Source organism: Martelella sp. K41-7 (assembly GCF_055808365.1).
The window spans coordinates 250688-264489 of the sequence record NZ_JBVVRV010000002.1; the positions used below are offsets into that span (position 1 = coordinate 250688).

13 protein-coding genes and 1 pseudogene are annotated in these 13802 nt (G+C 61.3%); 12 read left to right on the plus strand and 2 right to left on the minus strand.

Annotation, left to right across the window (positions count from 1 at the left end; translation table 11 throughout):
* From narI to AC0L7L_RS21655, 7 genes are read left to right on the plus strand one after another with little or no spacing between them, the layout of a single operon-like run.
* Entirely contained in the window at positions 1-720 is a 720-nt protein-coding gene (gene narI / locus AC0L7L_RS21625; RefSeq protein ID WP_272214676.1) for a respiratory nitrate reductase subunit gamma, read from the plus strand.
* Between the two features lie 6 nt (positions 721-726).
* Positions 727-1632 (plus strand): peptidylprolyl isomerase, encoded by a 906-nt coding sequence (locus tag AC0L7L_RS21630; protein ID WP_473514214.1) that lies wholly within the window; start codon positions 727-729, stop codon positions 1630-1632.
* Positions 1633-1648: 16 nt separating this feature from the next.
* Positions 1649-2212 (plus strand): DUF2478 domain-containing protein, encoded by a 564-nt coding sequence (locus tag AC0L7L_RS21635; protein WP_272214674.1) that lies wholly within the window; start codon positions 1649-1651, stop codon positions 2210-2212.
* Complete coding sequence (moaA, locus tag AC0L7L_RS21640) at positions 2202-3230, plus strand: GTP 3',8-cyclase MoaA (protein WP_473514215.1); 1029 nt, start codon at positions 2202-2204, stop codon at positions 3228-3230. The genes AC0L7L_RS21635 and moaA overlap by 11 nt, the downstream gene beginning before the upstream one ends.
* A gap of 1 nt (position 3231) precedes the next feature.
* Positions 3232-3753: a molybdopterin adenylyltransferase gene (gene mog, locus AC0L7L_RS21645; RefSeq protein WP_473514216.1), complete on the plus strand. Its 522-nt coding sequence runs from the start codon at positions 3232-3234 to the stop codon at positions 3751-3753.
* A 41-nt stretch (positions 3754-3794) separates the two neighbouring features.
* On the plus strand, positions 3795-4298 hold the full coding sequence (locus tag AC0L7L_RS21650) for a group III truncated hemoglobin (protein ID WP_473514217.1): 504 nt from the start codon (positions 3795-3797) through the stop codon (positions 4296-4298).
* Positions 4295-4585: a DUF6522 family protein gene (locus AC0L7L_RS21655; RefSeq protein ID WP_272214670.1), complete on the plus strand. Its 291-nt coding sequence runs from the start codon at positions 4295-4297 to the stop codon at positions 4583-4585. The genes AC0L7L_RS21650 and AC0L7L_RS21655 overlap by 4 nt, the downstream gene beginning before the upstream one ends.
* 3 nt (positions 4586-4588) lie before the next feature.
* Here AC0L7L_RS21655 and AC0L7L_RS21660 read toward each other — a convergent pair whose 3' ends face one another.
* Together AC0L7L_RS21660 and AC0L7L_RS21665 are read right to left on the minus strand one after the other, a co-directional pair.
* Entirely contained in the window at positions 4589-5125 is a 537-nt protein-coding gene (locus AC0L7L_RS21660) for a DUF488 domain-containing protein (protein WP_473514218.1), read from the minus strand.
* 192 nt (positions 5126-5317) lie between these two features.
* Entirely contained in the window at positions 5318-5581 is a 264-nt protein-coding gene (locus tag AC0L7L_RS21665) for a hypothetical protein (RefSeq protein ID WP_272214668.1), read from the minus strand.
* On the opposite strand from AC0L7L_RS21665, the pseudogene AC0L7L_RS21670 reads away from it, so the two are divergent.
* The 5 genes and pseudogenes from AC0L7L_RS21670 to AC0L7L_RS21690 all read left to right on the plus strand — a co-directional run bounded on the left by AC0L7L_RS21670 (position 5480) and on the right by AC0L7L_RS21690 (position 13797).
* A pseudogene (locus AC0L7L_RS21670) lies at positions 5480-9207 on the plus strand (molybdopterin-dependent oxidoreductase). The gene AC0L7L_RS21665 and the pseudogene AC0L7L_RS21670 sit on opposite strands and share 102 nt — an antisense overlap.
* A gap of 30 nt (positions 9208-9237) precedes the next feature.
* Entirely contained in the window at positions 9238-9828 is a 591-nt protein-coding gene (locus tag AC0L7L_RS21675; RefSeq protein WP_272214665.1) for an ANTAR domain-containing response regulator, read from the plus strand.
* 2 nt (positions 9829-9830) lie between these two features.
* Entirely contained in the window at positions 9831-11072 is a 1242-nt protein-coding gene (locus AC0L7L_RS21680) for a CmpA/NrtA family ABC transporter substrate-binding protein (protein ID WP_473514219.1), read from the plus strand.
* Between the two features lie 260 nt (positions 11073-11332).
* Positions 11333-12679, plus strand: a complete 1347-nt coding sequence (locus AC0L7L_RS21685; protein WP_272214712.1) for a CmpA/NrtA family ABC transporter substrate-binding protein — start codon at positions 11333-11335, stop codon at positions 12677-12679.
* Positions 12680-12720: 41 nt separating this feature from the next.
* On the plus strand, positions 12721-13797 hold the full coding sequence (locus AC0L7L_RS21690) for an ABC transporter permease (protein ID WP_473514220.1): 1077 nt from the start codon (positions 12721-12723) through the stop codon (positions 13795-13797).
* Positions 13798-13802: the final 5 nt, after the last annotated feature.

A 13802-nucleotide genomic window follows, 5' to 3' on the forward strand; every position in this document is an offset into this window, starting at 1 on the left:
ATGTCAGCCTATCTCAACACTCTCGTTTTCGGCATCTATCCCTATATCGCACTCACGGTGCTGATCCTCGGTTCCGTCATTCGCTATGACCGCGAGCCCTATTCGTGGCGGTCGGGCTCCAGCCAGTTGCTGCGGCGCAAACAACTCATCTGGGGCTCCGTGCTCTTTCACGTCGGCGTTCTGTTCATTTTCGCCGGTCACGTCGTCGGCCTGTTGACGCCGATCTGGGTCTTCGACACTCTTGGCGTCAGTCATGGCGCCAAGCAGTTGCTGGCCGTCGTCGCCGGCGGCATTGCCGGGGTTTTCGGTATCGTCGGCGCGACCCTGCTGGTTCACCGCCGCCTGTTCGATGCACGGGTGCGCGCAGCCTCGACCTTCAGCGATACGATGATCATCATTCTGCTTTGGCTGCAGCTCCTGCTCGGTCTCGGCACGATCCCGGTGTCGCTCCATCATCTCGACGGTCATGAGATGGTGAAATTCATGAGCTGGGCGCAGGGCATCTTCACCTTCAATTTCGCCGCCTCGTCCTACGTCGCCGATGCCGCCTGGATCTTCAAGGCGCATATTTTCCTCGGCCTCACCATCCTGCTCGTCTTCCCCTTCACGCGACTGGTGCACATGCTGAGCGTTCCGGTGCGCTATATCTGGCGGCCCGGCTATCAGGTTGCCCGGCAGAAGGGCGATGGCTCGCGCATCAACGGCAAACCGGCGGAGTGACGCACAATGGCTAACCTTTTCACACAGCAACAACCGCAAACGTCCGGCGCCGGACCCGAACCTGGCAGCGGCTATCAAGCCGTCGACACAAAAATCCCGCCGAAAGCGCGACCGGTGTTTTCCGAGATTTCCGTCAACGGGGTGGCAATTGCCGAAAGCGCCATCCTCGCCGAGGCCCAGAACCACCCGGCTGACAATCCCGGAGCAGCGCTGAAGGCGGCGGCTGAGGCGCTTGTCATCCGCGAACTGCTGCTGCAGAAGGCCGCAGAAGAACAGGTGACCGGCACGCCGGAGACAACCGCCGACGGCAGAAACGAAACCGCCGAGGATGCGAAGATCCGGGCGCTGATCGAGATGGTGGTCGACGCGCCTTCGGCCGACGAAGTCGAATGCCGCCGGTTTTATGAGAACAACCGGGACCGTTTCCGCTCCGAACCGATCTTCGAGGCGAGCCACATCCTGCTTGCCGCCAATCCGGCCGACGAGGCCGCCCGGCGGCAGGCGCGCGCGGAGGCTGAGCAGATGATCACGGATCTGGAAACCGGCGCGGTTCGCTTCGGCGAACTGGCGAGGGCTCGGTCGGCCTGCCCGTCGGCGGAACATGCCGGCAATCTCGGACAGCTTTCGCCGGGCAGCACCGTTCCGGAATTCGAGGCGGTGCTGATGCGGCTACCGGAAGGCGAGGTGACGGGTTCGCCCGTTGAAACCCGCTACGGCTACCACATCATCCGCATGGACCGGCGGATCGACGGGGAACAATTGCCGTTCGAGGCGGTCAGGCCGCGCATCGCCGCCTGGCTGGAGGCTGCCTCCTGGTCAAAGGCTGTTCAGCAGTTCATCGCCGTTCTGGCGGCGGAAGCCTCCATAGAGGGCATTGAGATTGGCGGCGCCGACGGACCGCTGGTGCAGTAGGGTAGAGGGGGTTGTGATGGCGATCGTGGAAACTGCGATATCTGAAAACAGATCGCTCGCCTTCATCCCGTTTACGCAGGATGACGCCGCCGACCGGATTCTGGAAGCGGTTGCGCGTCGGCTGCGCGCAAGGGGCCAGCGGGTGGAAGGCTTCGTCCAGCATGCCGAAAAGGATGACGGACAGTGCTGCGGCGCCGTTGACCTGGAAGATATTGCGACCGGACGGCGCTGGCAGATCATGCAGGCGCTCGGCGCGCATGCGCGCGGTTGCCGGCTGGATTTCAATGCGCTTTCGCAAGCCGCCGTTTTTGCCCAGACTCGGATCGGGACGCAGCCGGATCTTCTCATTCTCAACCGTTTCGGCAAGGGAGAAGCGCAGGGCGGCGGGTTGCGCTCGGTTTTCGAGGCAGCGTTTCTGGCAGGCGTGCCGATGCTAACTTCGGTGAAGGAGGCCTATCTCGATGACTGGCACGCCTTTGCCGGTGACCTGTCGCAGCCCTTGCCGGCGGAGGTTGACGCGGTTCTCGACTGGAGCCTTTCAGCCGTCGCTCGCGCAGGAAGGACTGACGATGCGGCATGAACGCGCGATAAGGGAGGTTGGGCCTTGCCCGCTTGTCGACGGATTCGGCCGTACGGCAACCTATCTCCGGCTTTCGGTGACGGATCGTTGCGACCTGCGCTGCACCTATTGCATGTCCGAGAACATGACGTTTCTGCCGCGCCGCGAGATCCTCGACCTTGAGGAGCTTGAGCGGCTTTCGCGCATCTTCATCGCGCGCGGCGTGCGCAAGATCAGGATCACCGGCGGCGAGCCGCTGGTGCGCAAGAACATCATGACGCTGTTCGCCATGCTTGGCGCCCATCTTGAAACCGGCGCGCTCGACGAGTTGACGCTGACCACCAACGGCACGCTGCTGGACCGTTACGCGGAAGCGCTTTTTGCCCATGGCGTGCGCCGGGTGAATGTCTCGCTCGACACGCTTGATCCGGAGCGTTATCGCGCGATCACCCGTTGGGGACGGATCGAACGGGTCTTCGCCGGGATCGAGGCGGCGCAGGCGGCAGGCCTCAGGGTCAAGATCAATGCGGTTGCCATGCGCGGCGCATTCGAGCAGGAGGTGGATGAGATGATCCGTTTTACCCATGCCCGCGGCATGGACCTGACGCTGATCGAGGAAATGCCGCTCGGCGACGGTCAGCATGATCGCCGGGAGAGCTTTCTTTCCCTGTTGAAGTTTCGCGAGACGCTTTCGAAAAATTGGACCCTTGAGCCGCTTGCCGTCAGCAGCGGCGGGCCGGCGCGCTATGTTCGGGTCGCCGAAACCGGTGGCCTGTTGGGATTCATTACGCCGTTGTCCTGCGATTTTTGTGCCACCTGCAATCGCCTGCGCGTCAGTGCCACCGGCGATCTTTTTACCTGCATGGGAAATGAAGGGCGGGTTGGCTTGCGCGATGCCCTGCGGGTAAGCGATGATGATCGGCCCGTCGACGCGTTGATCTCGCGCGCGGTGGCGATGAAGCCCGAGGGGCACGCCTTTTCGATTACAAACGACCACGTTGATGGCATCGCACGGACGATGTCGGAGCTTGGAGGATGAGATGCTGATTGTCGCTTTGACCGTTTCCGACCGCGCCAGCCGGGGCGAATATGAAGACCAAAGCGGCGCCATGATCGAGACCTGGTTGAAGGAGACGGTGACGTCCCCTTATGACCTGCGCCGGAAAATCATCCCGGACGGGACAGCCTCGGTGACTGGCGCGCTGATGGAACTTTGCGACAATGCCCGCGCCGATCTCATCCTGACGACCGGTGGTACGGGACCGGCGCCGCGCGACCAGACGCCGGAGGCAATGCAGTCTGTGCTGGAGAAGGAATTGCCGGGCTTTGGTGAACTCATGCGGCGCGTCAGCCTCGAGCAGGCGCCGACCGCGATTCTCTCGCGCCAGACCGCCGGGGTGCGCGGGAAGAGCCTGATCGTCAACCTGCCGGGCCGTCCGGCGTCAATCGAACTTTGTCTGAATGCTGTGTTTCCGGCGATCCCCTATTGTCTCGATTTGATTGGCGCTGACCGGATCGAAACTGACCCTGCCAAACTCAAGGCACATCGCCCCCCGGGCTGAAACCCGAATTTCCAATTTCAACACAAAGAGGTTCCAAGACAATGAAAGGTCGTTCCGCACCCGCACGCACGGTGATCATTGACGGCAGACCGCTTCCCGATGTTCTGGACGAGACGATGATCCAGGCCGTGGTGCATGGCTTTTACGATCGGATTCGCGAGGATGCGTTGCTGGGGCCGGTGTTCAACAGTCGGATCGCCGCCGATGGCTGGCCCCGGCATCTCGCCCGGATGTGCGATTTCTGGTCCTCAACGCTGCTGCGCACCACGCGGTATCAGGGGCGTCCGTTGCCGCCGCATCTGGCCATCCCCGAACTCGAAAAACGGCATTTTCAGCGCTGGCTGCAGCTCTTTGCCGAGACGGTGGAGGCCACCTGCCCGAAAGAGGTAGCGGCGCTGTTTGTCGACAGGGCCCTGCGGATTGCTCATTCCTTTCGTCTGGCCATCGGCTTTCATCGCGGCGAGGATACGACCGGTCTGTGCCCGATCGGGCACGCCGATCTTGCAGCGCCGTCCGGCCAGCCGGGAAACGGGGAGGGGGCATGACCGCCGATCAGACCGCGCTTTTCATCGAACGCAACGAGGACGGCGAGTTCGAGATTGGCGCGGAGAGGCTCGCCCGCCGCTTTGGCCTCAACCTCGATGATTTGCATGCGAAGACGGCGAGAGGGCTGGTCCGGTCGTCGGTGGAACGGGGTGATGGTGAGGATGCGGGGCGGTGGCGTTTGTCTTTCCGCATCGGCAATCGCCGTTGGCGGTTGACCGTGCGCGAGGATGGCAGGGTCGAAGACGACGAATTCAGCATCGTCTCGTCTGGCGGACGGTCGCTCTGAACGCTATTCCGGGCTACCACGCTCGGGGTTCTTGTGCGAGGGCTGCCAGTCGGATTTTTCACGATCCGCCGGTGCGCCGCTGTCGTCGCGGCTTTCCGTTCCAAGCCAGGCCGGGTCCAGTTCGTGCAGAAAGCACGGTGGCGATGACACCTCCACCGCGCATTCGTCCGACCGTTCCACCTCGGTTTGACAGCTGCTCCTTTCCGCGATCACGGCCGCAAGGACGCGCGCATGATTGATGCATGGGTCGCGGGCACCATAGAGCAATGTCACAGTGTCTTTCTCGCTCTTTGCGCAGAGTTCATCAAGCGCGGCGTTTTCCGCAAGCTCCACGCGATAGCGTCGTTGAAAAGCCTCCCACCGATCTTTCCGGTGCGCGAACCATTTGCGCAGGTCGCTTGAAGGGGCGACTTCCTTTGCCCAAAGGTCGATGCAGGCCTTGTCCTTCGAAAGGCCGCGCGGCCAGAGACGGTCGACGAGAACGCGCAGGCCGTCGGAGTTGTCGGGTTGGTCATAGACCCGTTTGATCTTTACCGGCATGATGCTGTTTCCCTCCCTTGTGCTTTTCCGCTTCATCGGCAAATCGGCAGGCAGCGGCTTGAAAGTCGTCGCGTGTCGGACTATCGTTTACGAAACGATGTCCAATGGCGGGCATTCCATCGCAAAGCTGCGGATCTGAGAACCGTTTCCCAAGTGGAAGCGCTTCGCATGATGCCGCGGCTTTTTTTGTTTTCATTCTAGACAGCGAGGAAAGCCGATGCCACCCCGGCGGGTCATCAATTCTGCTTGCCATGTCCGCTTGCGCCTTGTCAGCAACCACCAGAACGGCCGGAGGCTGCGATGAGCGTAGAGCGTGTCAAAAGCGTATGTCCCTATTGCGGCGTCGGCTGCGGCGTGGTGCTTGATGTCGAGGACGGTCGGATCGTCAGGCTGTCGGGAGACAAGGATCATCCCGCCAATCGCGGGCGGCTCTGCACCAAAGGCAAGACCGCCCATGAGGCGATCTCTGCGCCGGGCCGTCTCGAAACCGCGCTGGTCCGCAGGGGGCGGACATTGCGCCCGCGACGACCTCCGCCGATGCGGCAATCGCCGAGACGGCCAAACGGCTGCGCGCCATCGCCGACGAACTCGGCCCCGACGCCATTGCGCTTTATGTCTCCGGACAGATGTCGATGGAGGCGCAATATCTTGCCAACAAGCTTGCCAAGGGTTTTTTGCGCACCCGCCATATCGAATCCAATTCCAGGCTCTGCATGGCAAGCGCCGGTTCCGGCTACAAGCTGTCGCTGGGCGCGGATGCGCCGCCGGGATCCTATAATGACATCGAGACGGCCGATCTGTTTCTGGTGATCGGCTCGAACATGGCCGATTGCCATCCGATCCTGTTCCTGCGGATGATGGACCGGGTGAAACAGGGCGCGAAGCTGATCGTCGTCGATCCGCGCCGCACGGCGACCGCCGAAAAGGCTCACCTACATCTCGCACCAAAATCCGGAACCGATCTCGCCCTCCTCAACGGTATCCTGCATCTGATTGCCGAAGCGGGCGGTGTTGATGAGGCCTTTGCCGAGGCCCATACCGAGGGCTGGGCTGGGATGCCGGCCTTTCTCGCGGATTATCCGCCGGAACGGGTCGCGGCGATCACCGGCCTCAAGGTTGAGGACATCAGGGCGACAGCCGATATGGTGCTCGCAGCCAGTGAGTTCATGACGTTCTGGACCATGGGACTCAATCAGTCGGTCCAGGGCACGTTCAACACCAATGCGATCTGCAATCTGCATCTTGCTACGGGACAGATCTGTCGTCCCGGCAGCGGGCCGTTCTCGCTGACTGGGCAGCCGAATGCCATGGGCGGGCGCGAGATGGGCTATATGGGACCCGGCCTGCCGGGGCAGCGCTCGGCGTTGGTTGAGGGCGACAGGCTCTTCTGCGAAGAGCGCTGGGGCCTTGCGCCGGGCACGATCCGCGCCGAAGAAGGGACCGGCACCATCACCATGTTCGAGGCGATGAAGGCGGGTGAGATCAGGGCCGCCTGGGTCATCTGCACCAATCCGGTGGCCAGTGTCGCCAACCGCAAGACCGTGACGGCAGCGCTTGAACGCGCTGAATTCGTGGTGGTTCAGGATGCCTATGCCGAAACCGAAACCACGCCCTATGCCGATATCCTCCTGCCGGCGGCGGTATCGTTCGAGGCCGATGGCGTCATGGTCAATTCCGAGCGCAATATGGCACTGACAGCGGCGGCGGCGACGGCGCCGGGCGAGGCGCTGCCGGACTGGCAGATCATCGCGAAAGTGGCTTGCGCCATGGGCTATGAACACGCCTTCACCTATAAGAGCGCGGCAGAGGTATTCGATGAAATCCGGCATTTTTCCAATCCCGCGACCGGTTATGATATCTCCGGCGTCACGCATGAATGTCTGCGCCAAGGCAGCATCCAGTGGCCGGCATCCGAAGCCAGAACAACAGCGCGCAACCCTGCGCGTTATCGGGAGCCTGACGGGCGATTGAAATTCGCGACCGAAAGCGGTCGGGCGCGGTTCTGGCCGCGTGCGCATAACGGGCCGGCGGAGGTGCCGGACGAAGACTATCCCTTCATCCTCAATACCGGCAGACTTCAGCATCAGTGGCATACGATGACCAAGACCGGCCGGGTTTCCCGGCTGAACAAGCTCAATCCATCGCCCTTCGCGGAGATCCATCCCGACGATGCGGCGGCGTTTAAAATCGATAAGAACGACCGGATTTCGCTGACCTCGCGTCATGGCGAGGCGGTATTGCCGGCGCTCATCACCGACCGGGTATCGCCGGGCGCCCTGTTCGCGCCGTTCCACTGGAACGATGTGTTCGGCGATCAACTGGCGGTCAATGCCGTGACCGGCGACGCCGTCGATCCGGTTTCGCTCCAGCCGGAGTTCAAGGTGACAGCGGTCAGGTTGCGGCGCGTCGAGGGGAAGACGGTCGTGGAAACACCGGCGACGGCGCGGTTGAACCCTCAGCTTGCCGCATGGCGGCAGCCGGAGGAGTGCCAGACCGGCCAGCAGGTTACCGTCTTCTACGCGTCACAAACCGGCACAGCGGAAATGGTGGCCTCTGATGTGTGCGTGGCGCTTGGCGAGGCGGGCTATCGGCCCGCGCTGCGGGCGCTCGACGACGTCGGGCCGCACGCGCTTGCGGCCGGGAACCCGGCGATTTTTGTCGTCAGCACATTCGGCGATGGCGATCCGCCCGATCACGCGGCGGACTTCTGGTCCGCGCTTTCAAAGGCGGAACGGTTCGAGAGGCTTTCCTATGCCGTGATCGCGCTTGGCGACAGTTCCTACGACCAGTTCTGCGGTTTTGGCCGGAAGCTTGACGCCAGGCTTGGGCAGCTCGGGGCAAACCGTCTCGCCGTATGCCGTATGCTTGATGCGGGCGAGGAGGGGGACGCGCTGGCGGCGGCAATCTCCGTGTTCTCCGGTACGGCGAGGTCCGAGGCACCGGCGAAGAAGGCCCCGGAGGCGGGACCGTCGGAGCGCCGGAATGCCGTGCCGGCCACGCTCAGCGTCAACCGGCTTTTGAGCGGCGAAGGCAGCGCCAAGGAGGTGCGCCAGTTCGGATTCCGGGTCGAGGAGCCGGTTGCCTATGAGGCGGGCGATGCGCTCTCCATCATGCCGCGCAACTGTCCGGAACTGGTCGATGAAATCCTCGGCTATCTGCAATTGCGGGAAGATACGCCCATTTCCGGCCTGAACGGGCACGATATCGGCATTGGCGAGGCCCTGCGCGATCACTTCGAGATCGCCCAGCCGACGCAGAATTTCCTGCAATGGTGGGCGGCGTGTAGTGGCGACGAAACGTTGAAGACGCTGGTGGACGGCGCGGACAGGCAGAGGGTCAATGACTGGCTCTTTGGGCGGCAGGTGGCTGATATCCTCGCCATGGCGCCGAAGCCAGCGGATGGACAGGAGTTCTGCGCGCATCTGAAGAAACTTCAGCCGCGGCTTTATTCGATCGCCTCGAGCCCGAAGGTGAAGCCGAACGAAATCCACCTGACGGTTTCGGTGCTGCGCCATGCGCGCCATGGCCGCAGCCGCAAGGGTGTCGCCTCCTCCTTCCTCGCGGATCGGGCCGGGTCCGCACCGGTCACGATCGCGGTGAAGAAACAGGCGCATTTCCGCCCGCCCGCCGATCCCGCAGCACCTGCTATCATGATCGGGCCAGGTACGGGCGTTGCGCCGTTCCGGGCGTTCCTGCAGGACCGCGAGGCCGAGGGGGCGAGGGGCCCGAACTGGCTGTTCTTCGGGGAGCAAAGCCGTGAAAGCGGGTTCTACTATCGCGATGAGATGGAACGCTGGCGTAAGAACGGTCTGCTGAGCCGTTTCGATACGGCCTTTTCACGGGACCAGCCGGAGAAAATCTATGTTCAAAACCGGATGGCCGAACAAGGGTGCAAGCTCTGGGAATGGCTTCAGGACGGAGCCTATTTCTACGTCTGTGGCGATGCCAAGCGGATGGCGAAAGATGTTGATGCCGCGCTCAGGGCCATTGCCGAGACGCATGGCGGGCTATCGCGCGCAGCGGCGGCGGGCTACGTTAACATGCTCGTGAAGGAAAAACGCTATATGCGTGACATCTATTGAATGTTTGGTGCGGAAGGTCCTGCCTTACTCATGAATAACAGCGATCTGGCGATCCTTGTCATCGATGAAAATGCGATCCGCGCGGCCATTATCAAGGAGGGCCTGCTCAAGGCCGGCCACCATAATGTTACCGTGGTGGAGGAACTCGTCGGTGTTGCCCGGATTATCGAGCGGCAGGCGCCCGACGTGATCGTGATCGATATCGAAAATCCCAATCGTGACATGCTGGAAAGCCTGTTTTTGCTGTCGCGTTCGGTGAAAAAACCGATCGCCATGTTCGTCGACCGCTCCGATGCCGACATGATCCACGCTGCTGTTGATGCTGGCGTTTCCGCCTATGTCGTGGACGGGCTGAAGCAGGAGCGGGTGAAGCCGATCCTCGATATGGCGATTTCCCGTTTCAATGCTTTTTCACGCATGGCGCAGGAGCTGGAAGCGGCCAAAAGCCAACTGGAAAACCGCAAGGTCATCGATCGGGCCAAGGCGCTGCTGATGAAATCGCGCGGCATGGATGAGGAAAAGGCCTATGCGCTGTTGAGGCGCACGGCGATGGACCAGAACCGCAAGATTGTCGATGTGGCCCAAAGCCTTATCATGACGTTCGAGATGCTGGAGAAATAGAGATGCAGGACCTTTCAATCGGATTTGTACCGCTTCTCGACAGCGCCATCGTTCTGGCTGCAGAGGCCAGGGGCTTTTTCGTGGAGGAGGGATTGAATGTTCGCCTCACGCGCGAGACCTCATGGAGCGCGATCCGCGACCGGCTGGCGGTCGGCAATCTTCAGGCGGCCCATATTCTCGCGCCGATGCCGATCGCGGCCAATCTCGGCCTGTTTCCCTTATCATCGAAGCTGATCGCGCCGATAGCGCTGGGGCTCGGTGGCAATGCGGTCACGGTTTCGTCCGCACTTGGCCGCGAAATGGAGGATGCGGGCGATCTGAACGATCTCGACCCGGCAACTGCCGGTGCAGCCCTGAAGCGGGTGATCGAGAAGCGCAAGGCTGAAGGGTTGCCGCGTCTGAGGTTCGGCGTCGTCTATGTGTTTTCCGGCCATAATCTTGAACTGCGCTACTGGCTTGCCGCCAATGGTATCGATCCCGACCGGGATATCGAGATCGTGGTCCTGCCGCCACCGTTCATGCCGGACGCGGTCGAAGCCGGCCGGATCGACGGCTATTGCGCGGGGGAACCATGGAACACGATGGCTGCGCGTCGGGGTGTGGCGCGCGTCGTCACCGTCAAGGCCAAGATCTGGCGTTCCAGCCCGGAAAAGGTTCTGGCGCTTCCTGCCGATTTTGTCAGCGCGAATGAGGAACTGGTCGCGGCACTCCTGCGCAGTCTTTATCGTGCTTCAATCTGGGCGGCGAAGCCGGAAAATCACGCGGAACTTGCCGCTATTCTGTCGGCGCCCCATCATCTGAACGTTGATGCAGCCATGCTTAAGCCGCTGCTTTCCGGCACGGTGGCGATCAGCGACACGGCGGAAAGAACGGTCGAGGATTTCTTCCTGACCTCGGACAAGGCAGCGACTTTTCCGTGGCAAAGCCACGCGCTGTGGTTCTACAGCCAGATCGTGCGCTGGGGGCTTTGCGATCACTCCGCCGAGAACGCCGAGATCGCGAAAATGAGCTACCGGCCGGATATCTATCGCAAGGCCTTGCAGCCGCTGCACACACCACTGCCGGGCGCCAGCCTCAAGGTGGAAGGTGCTCTGAAGGTGCCGACCCCTGTCGGTGCCAGTGCCGGTGGCCTCGTTCTCGGTCCGGATGGTTTCTTTGATGGCCGGACTTTCGATCCCGATCAGGTCGGCGCCTATATTGCGCAGCAAAAAACGGTGTTTGACCGGCTGTCCGGTGCGCGTTGATCATGCAGATGCCTATTTTTTGCTCATTTTGTTAGTAATGATATTTTTTATGCAAAAATATGGGCGCGCCGCTTGTATGAGGCGGTATTCTGTGGTTCCATAGGTTTCAAGAATTCGGTGCCCAATGGAGGGCATCAGGCAACGCCGCCAACGCATTCGAGCCAGAACTGGCCCGAAGACCGTTAGGCGGCTTTTTTGTTTTTCCGACATGACCGATCCACCTGGAGGACGCTATGCGCCATTTCCTTTGCACTGCCACGATGTTCTGTTCCGCCGTTTTTGCGGGCGCAAATGCGCATGCCGAGATGCTGTTTCCGGAAAAGGATGAACTGACCATCGGCTTCATCAAGCTGACCGATATGGCGCCGCTGGCGATTGCCAAGGAAATGCACTTCTTCGAGGATGAAGGGCTTTATGTGACGCTGGAGGCGCAGGCCAACTGGAAGGTGCTTCTGGACCGGGTGATTACCGGAGAGCTGGATGGCGCGCATATGCTGGCCGGCCAGCCTTTGGCGGCGACGATCGGTTATGGCACCGAGGCGCACATTGTTACTCCGTTCTCGATGGACCTGAACGGCAATGCGATCACGGTCTCGAACTCGGTCTGGGACCGGATGAAAGAAAATATTCCGGTCGGTGCAGACGGTAAACCCGAGCACCCGATCAAGGCGGATGCGCTGAAGCCGGTGGTTGATGCCTACCGCGCCGAAGGCAAACCGTTCAAGATGGGCATGGTCTTTCCCGTCTCCACTCACAATTACGAGTTACGCTACTGGCTGGCGGCCGGCGGCATCAACCCCGGTTACTACTCGCCGGGCGATATTTCCGGCCAGATCCAGGCCGAAGCGCTTTTGTCTGTCACGCCGCCGCCGCAGATGCCGTCCACCATGGAGGCTGGCACGATTGAAGGTTATTGCGTCGGCGAGCCGTGGAATCAGGCCGCCGTTTTCAAAGGCATCGGCGTTCCGGTCGTCACCGATTACGATATCTGGAAGAATAACCCAGAAAAAGTCTTCGGCCTGACGGACGCGTTTACCGAAAAATACCCGCAAACAACGCTGGGACTGACAAAGGCGCTGATCCGCGCGGCGATGTGGCTGGACGAGAATGACAATGCCAACCGTGAAGAGGCCGTCGAGATCCTGTCGCGGCCGGAATATGTCGGTGCCGATGCCGAGGTGATCGCCAATTCGATGACCGGCACCTTTGAATATGAAAAGGGCGACAAGCGCCCGGCGGAAGACTTCAACGTCTTCTTCCGTCACTTTGCCACCTATCCCTATTATTCCGACGCCGTCTGGTATCTCACCCAGATGCGCCGTTGGGGCCAGATCGCCGAGCCCAGGGATGACAGCTGGTACGGCGATGTCGCTCAATCCGTTTACCTGCCTGATATCTATCTGGAAGCGGCCCGGCTGCTTATCGATGAGGGCCACGCTTCGCCCGAGGATTTTCCGTTCGATACTGACGGCTACAAGCCCGCGACCAACGAGTTCATCGACGGCGTGACCTATGACGGGCGCCATCCCAACGCCTATCTCGAAAGCTTCCCGATCGGTCTCAAGGGCGATGATGTGATCGACGGCAACAAGATTGCCGGTCGCTGAGCGCGGCTGAATTCAGGGCAAATTCAGAAGGGTAGAACATCATGACGATTGCAACAGACATGCTGGACCCCGAGATTGCGGCGCGCCGAGAGCGCCGCATCGCCCGGATCAACCGCGCGGGCAAGGTGCTTGCCCCCTTCGGTCTTGGTTTTGTGGTGCCGCTTTCGAAACTGGCCGCCGGCGATACACCGTCGGAGCAATGGGCGGATCTCAAACAGATGCTGCTTGTGCCCATGATCGGCATTCTGGCGTTTCTGGCGGCCTGGGCATTCCTGGCACCGAAAGTGCAGACCTCGCTTGGCGCGATCCCCGGCCCGGCGGCGGTGTTTCAACAGGCCGAAGCGCTGGTCGACGATCATGTTGCCGAACGGCAAAAGGCCGATGAATTTTACGCCCGCCAGGACGAGCGCAACCAGATGCTGATTGCCGAAGGCTATGCCGACCGCGTCAAGGTGCGGCCCTATACCGGAAAGCCAACCTATTTCGACCAGATCTGGACCTCACTGCTGACGGTCGCGCTCGGCTTTGTCATCGGCACCATCATCGCCGTTCCCGTCGGCATCGCCTGCGGCCTGTCGAAAACCTTCGAGGGTGCGATCAATCCGCTGATCCAGCTTTTCAAGCCGGTATCACCGCTGGCCTGGCTGCCGATCGTGACCATGGTGGTCGCGGCGCTTTATGAAAGCCAGAACGACCTTTTGCCAAAGTCGATGGTGATCTCTGCGATCACGGTGACGCTCTGTTCCATCTGGCCGACGATCATCAACACCGCGCTCGGCGTTGCCTCGATCGATCGCGATCTCGTCAATGTCGGCAAGGTGCTGCAGCTTTCCACCTGGACGACGATCCGCAAGCTGGTGCTGCCGTCCTCGCTGCCGCTGATCTTCACCGGTATGCGGCTTTCGCTCGGTGTGGGCTGGATGGTGCTGATTGCCGCGGAAATGCTGGCGCAGAACCCCGGGCTTGGCAAATTCGTCTGGGACGAGTTCCAGAACGGTTCCTCGAACTCTCTCGCCCGCATCATCGTCGCGGTGATCACCATCGGCCTGATCGGCTTCTTCCTCGACCGGGTGATGTTCGCGCTGCAGACCGCCTTCACCTATTCGGCGAACCGGTAAGGAGG

Bases quoted from the DNA above. Each gene is read 5' to 3' on its own strand.
- AC0L7L_RS21630 (WP_473514214.1), top strand. From the start codon at position 727: ATGGCTAACCTTTTCACACAGCAACAACCGCAAACGTCCGGCGCCGGA.
- narI (WP_272214676.1), top strand. From the start codon at position 1: ATGTCAGCCTATCTCAACACTCTCGTTTTCGGCATCTATCCCTATATC.
- AC0L7L_RS21650 (WP_473514217.1), top strand. From the start codon at position 3,795: ATGAAAGGTCGTTCCGCACCCGCACGCACGGTGATCATTGACGGCAGA.
- AC0L7L_RS21655 (WP_272214670.1), top strand. From the start codon at position 4,295: ATGACCGCCGATCAGACCGCGCTTTTCATCGAACGCAACGAGGACGGC.
- AC0L7L_RS21635 (WP_272214674.1), top strand. From the start codon at position 1,649: ATGGCGATCGTGGAAACTGCGATATCTGAAAACAGATCGCTCGCCTTC.
- AC0L7L_RS21665 (WP_272214668.1), bottom strand. From the start codon at position 5,581: ATGGGCGGTCTTGCCTTTGGTGCAGAGCCGCCCGCGATTGGCGGGATG.
- AC0L7L_RS21685 (WP_272214712.1), top strand. From the start codon at position 11,333: ATGTTCTGTTCCGCCGTTTTTGCGGGCGCAAATGCGCATGCCGAGATG.
- mog (WP_473514216.1), top strand. From the start codon at position 3,232: ATGCTGATTGTCGCTTTGACCGTTTCCGACCGCGCCAGCCGGGGCGAA.
- AC0L7L_RS21660 (WP_473514218.1), bottom strand. From the start codon at position 5,125: ATGCCGGTAAAGATCAAACGGGTCTATGACCAACCCGACAACTCCGAC.
- moaA (WP_473514215.1), top strand. From the start codon at position 2,202: ATGCGGCATGAACGCGCGATAAGGGAGGTTGGGCCTTGCCCGCTTGTC.
- AC0L7L_RS21675 (WP_272214665.1), top strand. From the start codon at position 9,238: ATGAATAACAGCGATCTGGCGATCCTTGTCATCGATGAAAATGCGATC.
- AC0L7L_RS21690 (WP_473514220.1), top strand. From the start codon at position 12,721: ATGACGATTGCAACAGACATGCTGGACCCCGAGATTGCGGCGCGCCGA.
- AC0L7L_RS21680 (WP_473514219.1), top strand. From the start codon at position 9,831: ATGCAGGACCTTTCAATCGGATTTGTACCGCTTCTCGACAGCGCCATC.